Raw genomic sequence first — 13,226 nt, forward strand, 5'->3', positions numbered from 1 at the left:
TTTGTTTTAAATTACACACTGTATGTAGAAATCATTATATCATAAGCATATCTGGCTTTTTAATTGTATTTTTGCTTAAGAGTTAACATGCTCGTATTCCGATTATTAAAACTAATACCGCATTATATTTGATGCTAAGTGAAAAGTAAATTATAGCAAATGGTAAGAAAAAATCTACTGAAACTGTCATTTTTCACCCTTCTTATATTCATAGGCTGTAAACTAAAAGGACAAAATCCTGAAAGCTACAATCGGATCTACAACAAAACATATCTTGAAACCTCTCAGAAAGATTTTAGCAAAGCCCTATTCGTGGCAGATTCATTATTTCAGATTTCAAAAACCCCAAAATTTCAGGCGAAAAGTCTGATGCTTTCCGCAACTCTGCACCAACAAACCGGTGACATGAAAAAAGCCGTGGATTATGCTCTGAAAGCAGAACAAATCGCTGTCGGATCGGATGATTTCCTCTGGCAGTCAAGAATTTATGGTTTTCTATCTTCTCAGTACAGAAACTTAGGTTTGTACAGTGAATCGAAAAATTATATCGAAAAATCTGAAAGCATTGTTAAAAAAATTGACAATCCGGCGTACGTCGAGAATATGTTGGGATTCATCATGCAGGAAAAAGCGTATTATGAAATTCAGTTTAAAAATTACAAAAAAGCTCTTTTACTGATTGAAAATTCCCAAAATCACTTCAATACAGCCGGAAATAAAGAGATGTTCCTTACAGCCAACAATAAACAGCTTGAAGGATTATGCTTTCTGAAACTCAACAATTTACAAAAATCGCTTGAAAGCTATACCATTGCAGAAAATGCGCTCAAAGATATGCCCGACAACTTTCTGAAAGGGTTAATTTTTAATGGAATTGCACAAGTATGTATAGGAACTAAAGATTTCGAAAAAGCTAAAAAATATCTAGAGAAAGCAGAAAAAATTTCAAACCAGTCTAATTATCTGAACCTGAAAAACGAGATCAACAATACTTCACAGCTATATTACTTGGCTACGCAAAATATTGAAAAACTGGCTGAAGCTACAAAAAAACATGATTCAACTGCTGAAAAAATATCCAACAATAATGCTTCTTTTATTAATAAAGAATATATAGATCTTAAACACAAAAACAAGATTGAAGAAAAAAAATCTCTCGGGAAAAACTCAATTATTTTCTTTTTTGCAGGTTTATTTATCGTGATTACATTTATAACAAGTCTTTTTTACAAGAGACATCAATCTGAAGTGAAAAATTTAACAGAACACCTTAAAGAGACTAAAAAAAGTTACAGCGAGTTACAAAACAGTACATCATCGGAAGTTGTCTTAACTAAAGTTGAAAAACAAGAAGGTGAATTTGAGCAACAATCGATCATGACCGAAGCGACTGAACAGAAACTTCTCGCAAAGCTCGAAAAATTCGAAAGCTCTACCCTATTTACAAAAAATGCAATTTCTCTTCCGTATTTAGCGGCATATTGCGATACCAATACCAAGTATTTATCGTACGTAATCAATAATTTTAAACAGAAAGATTTCAACAATTACATCAATGAACTGAGAATCAACTACATTATTGAAAAGATCAAAACTGATTCAAAATACCAAAAATATAAAATCGCAAGTCTTGCCGAGGAGTCCGGATTTTCTTCACAAAGTAAGTTTGCCATTGCTTTTAAGAAAGTTACCGATATGTCTCCTTCACAATTCCTGCAGACACTTAAAAATGAAGAAATATAAAATTCAACTGCTGTTTTGTGTAGCCTTTATTGGGAATTTCTGTTACAATTTCAATTTAAGGAAAATAACTATAATTATTTAATAATCAAACATTTAAATCATATCATTAAGCAGCCTTTTTCAGGAATTCGCATTCCTATCTGTTTGTAACGACCATTTTACCATTGTAATATTGTCGATAGCTAATCAGCTACAAATCAACAGAAATGGTTAAAAATTTTTTCAGTTTTTCTTCTTTTTCATTTAAATGTAATTCTTTATTTGTTGTAATTCTCATCTTGTGCACTTCATTCGTGAAAGCGCAACAGCCTTTGTCCGATTCTATACCTCTGAAAGGCAGCAAAAAAACAACCTCATCAGATAGTATTCTTTCTGTTCCAAAGCGAAAACAGATAGTATTTGTAGCAAAAGGAACAACGATTAGCGGGTTTTCGGAGTATTCTAACATTGAAGTTAAATACATCGAAAAAACAACCTCAACGAAGACAAAAACAAATTCAAAAAAAACTAAGGATAAGAATCCCACAAAGCAGAAAATATTTATTACCACTAAAGAATTCTCTTTCAATAACTTCATCATCCAGAAGAGTGAACTCGATAAAACAGCAAGCATAAATTTAATGAAGGAATGCGCAGTTCAACTCACTCTTTCGGCAATTAAAAAAAAACCTAATCAATCTGCATTAATTTTAAAAAAAGCAGATGGTTTCTTCTGTTACACATCAGTTCTTTTAGCTTATTCTTCATACGCTACTTCACTTTATTTCAAAACCTACAGTATTGATTCTCACAGAATGCGTCCTCCCCCATTTTGCTAAAATTTTTAAATAAACAACATCAAAAATTATAAAATACTAAATCCGTACAACGGAACAATCAACTTAATCAATAGATGAAAAATTTCAACAAACTTTTAATGATCCTTCTTTTTTTAACGGGATTATTTACCAACATGAATGCACAGGATCTGGATTCTGATAATGACGGAATACCCGATTGTGCTGAAAAACGTCTTTTAGAAGCTACCATGTCGACTTTATTCCAGCTTAATGGCTCTGCAGTGAGTGGCAGTTCAGGAATTCCCACCAATACAGTACGTCTTACACAGGCTACCTCAAACCAAAGTGGTTCGGTATGGTCTTTAAATAAGATTAATTTTGCTAAATCATTTACCATAAGATATCAGGCTTTTCTTGGAGCAGCCAACGGAGCAGACGGAATTGCAACCGTTTTTCATAATGATCCTGCAGGAACTTCAGCAATTGGTCAAAATGGTTTCGGTATTGGTGCTGCAGGTATTGTAAACGGTATTGCTCTGGAGATGGATACCTATCAGAATAACAGTTCTTCAGCCGATATAAGCAATGATCACGGTATGATCTGGGACACTGATGGTTCAGCAACCAATGGAACAGATTCTTTTACTCCGGGAGTCGTTTCTCTTTCTTCCGCAACAACTCTTAATGAACTCGAAGATAATGCATGGCATAATGTAGTAGTGAACTGGAATGCTACGACAAGAACTTTATCTTATACCGTTGACGGAATCAATGCAGGAACTTACACGCATAGCGGTACGCTTGATAATTTCTGTCTGACTTATTTTAATATTCCTGCCTCGCAAACCAATAAATTGGTCTATTATGGTTACACTGCTTCAACCGGGGGTGAAAGTAATGAGCAAAGTATAAGAATACTTGATTTCTGTGCCGATTATCCGCAATTTATTGATACCGACGGTGACGGAATTGAAGATTATCTCGATCTTGATTCTGATGGCGACGGATGTCCTGATGCAATTGAAGGTGATAAAAATATAACTCAGGGAATGCTTAATGCAGACTGGAGCATTTCAGGGACGGTAGATGCAAACGGAATTCCTACAGCAGCAACAGGAGGACAAGGTATTGGTAATGCTTACAATTCTGCTATAAATGATTGTTTAAACAGCGGTCTGTGTGTTACAGGATGTAACGGGAATACTTATGTAAACAGCAATATTCCGAATACCATTGAATATGATAATATGGTCAGCGTATTTCATTCTTCAATGGTAAAAGAGGCAGACGGAAAGATCAAAGTCTGGGGTCAAGCAATTGCCTACAACGGTACAGGCCAAACAAACAATATTCTTGTTCCTCAGGAACTGAACAGCACCAATTATCCTGGTCTTACAGGAGATATTTTAAAATTTACCGGAGGAAGTGCTACAAATGACCAACAATTTGCTGTATTGACTACAACAGGTCTATTTATTTGGGGAGGTGCAACCGGTACATTGGTAAGCACGACTATCAAACCAAGCAATACATTTGGTGCAGTGGCTGTAGGAACATTTGGTGAAACCGGCACAAAAGCAGACGGTTTGCCTTTTGGAGTAACACCACAAGAGGTGAAAATGATGTTCGGTACCCAAAATACTTTAGCGATAGTTACTTGTACCGGAGCAGCATATATTTTATCAACCACAGGAAATAAGAACGGTGACGGTTCGGCACAAAATGCAGCAAACGGAGCGGTATGGCACAGGATTAAAATCAATGCAACTACGAATCTTCAAAATGTTGTTGCAGTTAGAGGATCTATCAATGCAATGATGGCACTTACATCAGATGGCGAATTGTATACATGGGGAACAGGAACCCGTTTAGGTGTTTCATCTACAGGCGCTACAGACAGACAGTATGCAACATTGATGACAATTCCAGACAATATTACCCCGAAAATGATTGGGATGACAAGATCAACTAACGGACAAACTTATTATGTCTTGGGAACAAATGGTGATCTTTACAGCTTGGGAGACAATACATCAAATCAGCTCGGAAATTTCACTTCAACGAGCAGTAATAGTTGGGTAAGAGTAAAAAAATCAGCAGCAGCAAATGATTTTCTTACCAATATAGTGTGGATCAGTCCACAGGAACACGAAGGTGGCAACTATGCTGCAATCAATATCTTGACAACAGACGGCAAATTATGGGCTTGGGGAAACAGCAACAACAGTATGCTTGGTGTAAATGCTGCAACCATTAACCCTACATATATGCCGGGAAGCATAACAGGAGCTTATGATCCGGGAAAATTAAACCTCAACGATACTTTAATTGCTGTAGAGACAGGTGGTCATACAACACTTACCATCAAACAGTGCAGTACGAAGTTTGGATATGTTGGGCACAGAATCAGAGGAAGTATGGCAGACGGAACAAGCACCAGCGGAACAGAAACCACTTATAACTTCTCCGATACTGCTGCGCTTTCTATTTGTGGAGCTTTAGCAGGTCCTGCAGTGCAGAATCTTAAAATTTGCGAAGGAACTTTGGCTAATCTTCAAAATGCACAGCCAGCTTCTTTACCACCTGGCGTTACTAATATTCAGTGGTGGACGACGATTACCAGAGATCCGGGAACACAGGTTACGAATATAACTGCCGTTGCACCAGGAACATATTACGCTTTCTATGATCCTCTTATCGTAAATTGTCCAAGTCAGGCAATAGTTTCGTATTATCAGCCGACTGATCCGGGATATAGCAGCTGTGCGTGCTACAATCCGGCATTCACTCCGGGAACCGGACCAGAAACCAAAATGGGAATTACCTTATTAAAAAGAGCTTCAGTGACCGACAATTGGCCAATGGGGAGAAAATCTGGTCATATCGCTTTAGAATCAAATAGTAAAGGCTTTGTGATAACGAGAGTTTCAACTGCCGGTTTAGCAGCCATTACAAATCCGCAGGAAGGTATGATGGTATATGATACTGATGCAAAATGTTTAAAAATATATAGTGACGCAACCTGGAGTTGTTTTAATAATCCGTCGTGTCCTTAATATTGGCTACGCAGTCAATTTAATTTAATAACAAATTAAACTCATGAAAAAAATAATATCAACAATCTGTATGATCAGCTCAGTTTATTACTCTTCACAGGTAATTATCGGAGATGCGGTTGGTACAGCTCCCACTGCTCAGAAAACCTCTGTTCTGCTGGAATTTGCAGCAGGTCAAAACAAAGGGCTCATCTTACCTTATGTAAGAACAATTCCGACAGGAGCGGCACTTGTAGAAGGTACTATCTTGCTCGACGCAACCGATTCTACAAAAGCGAAAGTAAAATATTACAATGGTGTGACAAGTGGCGGAGCATCGGGCTGGATCGATCTGAGTCAGGGACATGAAGCCAATATAACCACTCAAATGACTTTACAACCTACTTCAGCAACCGTTACCGAAGATACAGGAGCTAAAGTTATCATTGGAGCTGATACATCTTCTGCGGATGGCGTATTGGTATTGGAATCAAATACTAAAGCATTGTTGCTTCCCATTGTAAATGACACCAATAATATTCCCGATCCTGCTCCCGGAATGATGGTTTTTATTAATAAAACAGGTGCTAAAAGACTTGCCGTTTACAACGGTGCAGGATGGACGTACTGGAAAAACTAATATTTCTAAAATAAATTTCATAGAATTAAACAGCACAGGAATATACTATTCTTGTGCTGTTTTTTAAGTTTATACTGAATATGAAACCACATATTTGAATGAATCTATCGTTCTGACCTATTTAGAATAAAGACTTCTCAAATGTTTCCTCATGTCATCTCCCAATTATATAAAGCAGATCATTTTTTATTCTTCAGATCATTTGTTATGTTACTTTCCGCAGCTTTAGCTTTTTGTTCCTGAGCATTTTTTTCTTTTCGCTGCTGTCTTCTTGTTTTTTTCTCGGCGCGTCTTTCTTCACGAATCACTTTATTCGATTTCTTGTTGTACAAAGCATCAACAATTCCCTGTCCTGTTTTACTGAAAATTTTCACTTTCGGTTTTTCGTGCGTCCCTGTAACGACAATCGGGAAACCAATCAAACCTCCCGGAAGAATCCCGACTCTGATTCTCAGATCCAGTAATCCATTGAAACTTGTGGTTCCGCTAATGGTAGGTCTTAAAATAGAGACTTTAAAAGTAAATTTATCAACGTGGATCAGATTATTTTTAATGTGCGTTTCGATATTGACGCCCTTCATATCGGGATCATTAAAGGCTTTAGCTCCAATATTATCTCCGACCGCTGAAAGCATTTTCAGATTTTTCACCTCCACATCTCGAAGGTTTACCACTCCTCCACCTTCCAAAGACGGATAAATCGGGTTCATGTTCTTATCAAAATCGCCTTTCAGTTTGTAATCCAAAGAAACAATTCCCCTCACATTTTTTGCGGCAGTTGCCATCTCACGAACCATATCTATTTCGTTATAAGCTCTCTGAACATCAAAATCAAGAACTTTCAACGCAATATCATAATTTGCAGTTAAAGGAGATTCATCCTGATAACGCGCATCAATTTTCATTCTGCTTCCTACAACATCGAACGAAGTGTTTTTTAGGAAAACTTCCCCTTTATTGACTGAAGCCAAGCCAAAAAGATTATTAAGATTCAAACCTTTAAACTCCACATTTTTAGCATCTGCTTCTAAAGATACATCCAGGTTTTTCGGGATGATTACCACACCACTGCTCTTCGGGTTCTCAACTTTTGCATAATCGACTTCAATTGATTTTCTTGAGTTGTCTCCATCTTTCAGAGCCATAAATTCATCAATCAGAATGTATCTTGATTTTAATTTAAACTTACCATGTAGTGTACCTTTTCTTTCAATAAAATAATTGATGGTATTTAAAAGATAACCGTTCAAAGCGAAATCCGATTTTCCATAGTTGGCAAAAAACTTCCTGAACCACATTTTTTCATTTTCAAACTCAAAATTTCCCTCTTTGATGTAAAATGATTTCGGAAGATATTCTGTGGTAGCTTTGATATTTTTTAAAATTAAATTTCCTTTGTTATCTAATTTGCTGTATTGTCCCGTCGTTGCATAACTCTGTCGTCCGTTCAAAGATAAATCAGCCATAATCAAACCACTGATGTCTAAACCTTTTTTAGCAAAGACTTTGTAGATTCTTCCGACATTCAGCACTCCTTTTGCACGGACTTTATACAAAACATCTTCAAAATTCTGCAAATCGGCGTTTACAAAAACAGGGTTTCCTTCAAAATCAAATTTGAAAGGATCGAGCTTCACACCCAGGCTTTTAAATGTTCCGTCTGTATTTACAATATTTGCAACAATATTGATGTCTTTTATGGGATTAGGATAATATTTCGTTTTAAGCCAACCGTTCTTCAGATTGAAATAACCGTTCGTTTTCGGGAATAATTTTTTGTCTAAACTGAAAATCCCGTTTGCTTTGATATTCGTATCCATCAATCCACGGACGTCTATATCTTTTAAGCCTAAAGCCTGACTTAAAGTCTGTAAGTTGACGGCTCCTTTTACATCTGCATTAATCTGCATTTCATTTAAGCCTTTGGTTTTCACAACCGCTTTGAAATTGTTATTCGGTCCGAGATCGAAGCTAAGATTTCTTAAGTCAAGACCTAATTGTTCGGTATTCAGATCCGGCAGATCAACATTCAGATCCATATTAAAGTTGTTCATCGGAACAGGCGCTTTTCCATTCGAAACAAAACCATCTTTTACAAACAGTCTTGCTTTTAACCTTGGCTTCAAATTTTTCGGTTCGCTGAATCTGCCTTTTAAACTAAAAAACAAATCACTGCCACCTTCAATTTTGGTATCTTTTGCCCAATCAAGATATTGTGGCGGAAGAACGGAAATCATATCCCGGATCGTCGTTTTTTCTGATGCAGCATTGATGTCGAGATTATACCCGTCTTTCAATATGCTGACAAAACCTGTAAATTTTAAAGGTAAATCATTGATTTTTAATTCATTTTTCCTCAAAACGAAAGTAAGGGCATTGGTATTAATCCTGGTAATCAGATCAGCATGCAATTTTTTTTGCTTGGCGTAATAAATTCTGTTTAAGCTAAAATCAATTTTATCAATATCTAAATCTGTGGTAAGATCGAAAATGTCTTCACTCAATCCTCCTTTTCCGGTATAATTTAAACCTTTTGCATCAACCAGAACTTTTGCAGAATGATCTCTGTAGATGATATTCCAGTTTTTTAGTTTAATTAAGTCCAATTTAATGGATGCGCCGGTTCCTGTTGTATCTTTGGGTGTTTTCGATGGTTTTGAAACGTAAACATTATAATTCGCCTCTCCTTTGGTATTGACAAAAACGTTGGCATAGGCATCTGTAGCGTAAATTTCATCGATTTTTACTTCTCCGTCGAAGATCAGGTTTTTAAGATTGATTCCTACAGCAATTTCTTTTGCCGCCAGTAAAGTATCATTTTGAAATGGTTTTGAACCTTTCAGCAGAAAATCATCAACAGAAACGGTGAGAGAAGGAAAATGTCTAAAAAATGTAAGACGTGTTTTCTTATAATTGAGCTCACCTGCAAGATGTTTGTTGGCAAAAACTTTCACCTGTTCCGAAATGGTTCCCGGAAACAAAAGCGGAATGATGAACATGAGAAAAAGAACGGAGACAATAAAAATCCCTGTCCATTTCAATATTTTTAAAATTATTTTTTGAAATCCCATAGAACATTTTTACTAAAACAATAATCATAAAGTAAGCCAATTGCAAACTAAACAATAAGAAGTTGGCATTTTTATAAAGGAAAATAGATAAGGGCACAATAACTGTATAAATAAAAATAACTGATCTGAGGATCGTTACACAAATTATTCAGAAAGATGACTATGAAAATTGCAACCTATAATGTTAATGGCATCAACGGAAGATTGCCTGTGCTTCTTAAATGGCTCGATCAGTCAAAACCTGATATCGTATGTCTTCAGGAATTAAAAGCTCCACAGGAAAAATTTCCTATTGAAGAAATTAATGCAGCCGGATATCAGGCGATCTGGAAAGGACAAAAAAGCTGGAATGGTGTAGCTATTTTATCTCGAGGATATGAAATTACAGAAGTTCAGAATTCTCTCCCCGGAAATCCGGACGATGTACAGAGCAGATATATTGAAGCCATAATCAACAAGGTGGTTATTTGCTGTCTTTATCTTCCCAACGGTAATCCTTATCCAAGCGAAAAATTCGAGTATAAACTTGAATGGATCAAACGATTAAAAAAACGAGCCAAACAACTGATAAAAATGGATTTACCAGCTATTATCATAGGTGATTTCAACATTATTCCGAAGGAAATTGATGTTTACAAACCCGAAAAATGGACGAATGATGCTTTATTCAGAAAAGAAGTCAGAAAAGCTTTTTCCGATTTGCAGAAGCAAGGATGGATTGATACGATAAGATTGCTTAATCCTGATAAACAAATTTTTACTTTTTGGGATTACATGTACAAATCTTACGACAGAAATGCAGGAATAAGGCTGGATCATATTCTTCTTAGCCCTTATCTTTCTTCTTCTATTGACCACTGCGGTATTGACTCAGAAGTAAGAGGCTGGGAAAAAACCAGTGATCATGCTCCTGTATGGATCAGTTTAAAAAAATAAATAGGTTTAAACACCTGTTTTTGTTGTTAAAAATAATAAAGGATTATGAATTTAAATTGGAATGAGATTTTTGTAGGAGAACTGAACATCAGTTATATCACTGAAATTTTTATCCGGACTATCATTATGTTTATTCTGGTTTTAGTGATATTAAGGCTTTCAGGCAAAAAAGGAGTACGACAGTTATCTTTGTTTGAGGTAGCCATTATCATCGCACTGGGTTCTGCAGCAGGCGATCCGATGTTTAATCAGGAAAATCCTATTCTACCGTCTGTTATTGTTTTTGCAATAATCATTATCATCTACCGAATCATTACTTACTTTGCCAGCAAAAGCGAAAAATTCGAAGATTTGGTAGAAGGTGAACCATTATATGTTATCGAAGAAGGGCAATTTGTATTAGGAATTAAAAATGATCATACTTTTGCAAAGGATGAATTTTTTGCAGAAATGCGACAGGAATCTATCGAACATCTAGGACAGGTAAAAACCGCCATTCTTGAAACTACAGGGAATATAAGTTTTTATTATTTTTCAGACGAAGAAGTTGTCTATGGTTTGCCTGTATTACCAAAAGCCTACAATAAAAAACTTACAACGATCGTATATGAAGATATGTATTCCTGTACTTATTGCGGTAATTCAACATTATTACAAAAAGGCCCAAATGATTGTAAAAGATGTAACCATAATGAGTGGGTAAAAGCAATCAAGACTGTGAGAACAATATAATAGACAAAGTCTTACGTGAAAATCAAAATAACAAATTATGTTTGCTAAAATTATTTCGCCAACCTGATACCGGTAAACTGCCATTGCAAATTGGTCGGAAAGAAATTGCGATATGTATTTCTGCTGTGTCCTTCAGGCGTAGCTTCGGATGCTCCTCTCAAAACCATCTGATTAATCATGAACTTGCCGTTGTATTCTCCCACCGCTCCTGCAGCTCTTTTATAATCCGGATAAGGTAAATATGCAGAATTTGTCCATTCCCATCTTTTTCCCCAGTTTAATTGATCGAAAGCAACTTCCCATTCTTCTTCCGTCGGCAATCGCATCCCTTTCCAGGCCGCAAATGCAGCGGCTTCATAAAAATTAATATGACAGAGAAGGTCATCCAAATCAATATTTTTTAATCCTTCCAAAGTATAAATCATCCAGTTACCATCGATATTATGCCAATACAGTGGAGATTGAGCTTTTGTATTTTTCACCCAATCCCACCCTTCGGCATGCCAGTATTTAAAATCATCATAACCTCCAGAATTCATAAATTCCAGATATTCACCGTTAGTGACAGGACGATCTGCTATTTCAAATTCATTCAGATAAACTTTATGTCTTCCAAGCTCGTTATCAAAACAAAAACCATTTCCTTCAAAACCTATTTCATAAACGCCTTCAGGAAATTTAAGCATTTTAATATCGCTCGTAATGGCTGTCTTTTTTAATGAATTATCTCTATATACCGGAAAAAGTGGATTATGACCTAAAATATATTTAATATCTGTAACCAGCAATTCCTGATGTTGTTGTTCATGATTTAGACCCAATTCCAACAATTCAATATGTTCAGGTTTAAAATAATCACTCTGTAAAAATTCACTCATTTTTTCGTCTACATATTGTCGGTAATTGTATATTTCAGCTACAGAAGGTCGGCTTAGATTCCCTCTGTCAGTGCGAATTACACGAGCTCCTATCGTTTCATAATAACTATTGAAGACAAAATTGTATTGCGGATCAAAAACTTGATAATTCGGTTGATTAGGCATTAATATAAATGTTTCAAAAAACCAAGTTGTATGTCCCAGATGCCATTTTGGAGGACTTACATCCACTACGGGCTGTACAACGTAATCTTCGGTCTGCAAAGGCTCACAGATTTTTTCTGACTGTTTTCTTACATCATGATAACGACTTATCCAATATTGAGACTTTTCTTCTTTTTTGTATTTTGAACTCTCTATCATTTTTGCGATTTTAAATTATGAAACATACCAGATTGAATCAACAAACCATTTTTTAGAATCATAAATATTTTCTGCAACATGAAATCCTGCAGCTTCTCCCATTTGACCAATTTCTTCAACCGAATATTTTTGAGAAACTTCCATATCAATAAATTCATTTTCATCAAATAAAATTCGCTCGTCACAAACCGTTACAACCTGATTTTTTAAACTAACGAGAAAACTTCTGCACGCCCCTGAATCAGGTTCATAATTCTGATAATGTCTGAAATTTTCAATGGTGAAATCTGCATCAAGTTCACGATTAATTCTTGCAAGTAAGTTAAGATTGAATGCAGCAGTAATTCCTGCAGGATCGTTGTATGCATCAAGTATTGTCTGAGGATTTTTTTTAAGATCAAATCCTACTAAAAACACATCTCCTGCATTGAGTTTGGCTCTAATATCTTTGCAAAACTGAAAAGCTTCCTGTTTGTTCATATTGCCTATATTAGCTCCCAGAAAAAGTACGATCTTTTTTCTTGCAGAAATTCCGGACGCTTTTTCAAGCATTTCAAAGTACTCTCCTTCTAAAGGAATAACGGTAAGATCAGGCATCTCAATCTCCAGATTTCTCTGTAATTCATGGAGTATATTCCCGGATATATCAATCGGCATATAATTGAAATCGAAATTATTTTCACTTAAGAATTTCAGCAAATACTTTGATTTTGTTGCATCTCCCGAACCTAACTCAATAATATCAAATGCTTGACCTTGTAATTGTAAACTTTCAGTAATAATATTGCTTTTGTTTTGGAAAATATCAAGTTCACAGTTGGTTAAGTAATATTCAGGCATTTCCATGATCTTCTGAAATAATTTATCGCCTTGTTTATCATAGAAATATTTTGAGGATAGTTTTTTCGGATTCTGTTTCAATCCTTCCAGAACGTCTTTGCAAAAATCAGACTTCGAATGGTTATCAATCGGAAGATCTTCAGCTAATTGAATTTTCATAGTTTGTAATTTGATCTGTAATCAATTACAACTATCTTGCCACCCTTTAG

At 35.8% G+C, this 13,226-nt stretch carries 9 protein-coding genes; 6 read left to right on the plus strand and 3 right to left on the minus strand.

The window, feature by feature from the left end; all coding sequences use genetic code 11:
* The first annotated feature begins 159 nt into the window (after positions 1-159).
* The 4 genes from BM371_RS12015 to BM371_RS12030 all read left to right on the plus strand — a co-directional run bounded on the left by BM371_RS12015 (position 160) and on the right by BM371_RS12030 (position 6,197).
* Positions 160-1,743, plus strand: coding sequence for a helix-turn-helix domain-containing protein (locus BM371_RS12015; protein ID WP_034673661.1), 1,584 nt, complete (start codon positions 160-162; stop codon positions 1,741-1,743).
* 206 nt (positions 1,744-1,949) lie between these two features.
* Entirely contained in the window at positions 1,950-2,561 is a 612-nt protein-coding gene (locus BM371_RS12020) for a hypothetical protein (protein ID WP_143106491.1), read from the plus strand.
* Between the two features lie 74 nt (positions 2,562-2,635).
* Entirely contained in the window at positions 2,636-5,578 is a 2,943-nt protein-coding gene (locus BM371_RS12025; protein ID WP_051882576.1) for a lectin-like domain-containing protein, read from the plus strand.
* Positions 5,579-5,621: 43 nt separating this feature from the next.
* The gene (locus BM371_RS12030; RefSeq protein WP_034673657.1) at positions 5,622-6,197 is read left to right on the plus strand and encodes a hypothetical protein; all 576 of its coding nucleotides are present in this window, start codon (positions 5,622-5,624) and stop codon (positions 6,195-6,197) included.
* A 179-nt stretch (positions 6,198-6,376) separates the two neighbouring features.
* Here the strand turns inward: BM371_RS12030 and BM371_RS12035 are convergent, their stop codons facing one another.
* Positions 6,377-9,268, minus strand: coding sequence for an AsmA-like C-terminal region-containing protein (locus tag BM371_RS12035; protein ID WP_051882573.1), 2,892 nt, complete (start codon positions 9,266-9,268; stop codon positions 6,377-6,379).
* A gap of 156 nt (positions 9,269-9,424) precedes the next feature.
* Between BM371_RS12035 and xth the strand changes: the two genes are divergently transcribed.
* Together xth and BM371_RS12045 are read left to right on the plus strand one after the other, a co-directional pair.
* The gene (gene xth / locus BM371_RS12040) at positions 9,425-10,204 is read left to right on the plus strand and encodes an exodeoxyribonuclease III (RefSeq protein ID WP_228423582.1); all 780 of its coding nucleotides are present in this window, start codon (positions 9,425-9,427) and stop codon (positions 10,202-10,204) included.
* 45 nt (positions 10,205-10,249) lie between these two features.
* Positions 10,250-10,936, plus strand: a complete 687-nt coding sequence (locus BM371_RS12045) for a DUF421 domain-containing protein (RefSeq protein WP_034673654.1) — start codon at positions 10,250-10,252, stop codon at positions 10,934-10,936.
* A 50-nt stretch (positions 10,937-10,986) separates the two neighbouring features.
* On the opposite strand, the gene egtB is transcribed toward BM371_RS12045, so the two are convergent.
* Together egtB and egtD are read right to left on the minus strand one after the other, a co-directional pair.
* A complete protein-coding gene (gene egtB, locus BM371_RS12050; protein ID WP_051882571.1) occupies positions 10,987-12,177 on the minus strand; it encodes an ergothioneine biosynthesis protein EgtB in 1,191 nt (396 codons plus the stop codon).
* A gap of 15 nt (positions 12,178-12,192) precedes the next feature.
* A complete protein-coding gene (egtD, locus tag BM371_RS12055) occupies positions 12,193-13,176 on the minus strand; it encodes an L-histidine N(alpha)-methyltransferase (protein ID WP_034673651.1) in 984 nt (327 codons plus the stop codon).
* Positions 13,177-13,226: the final 50 nt, after the last annotated feature.

This window comes from Chryseobacterium formosense (genome assembly GCF_900116415.1).
Classification (GTDB): Bacteria; Bacteroidota; Bacteroidia; order Flavobacteriales; family Weeksellaceae; genus Chryseobacterium; species Chryseobacterium formosense.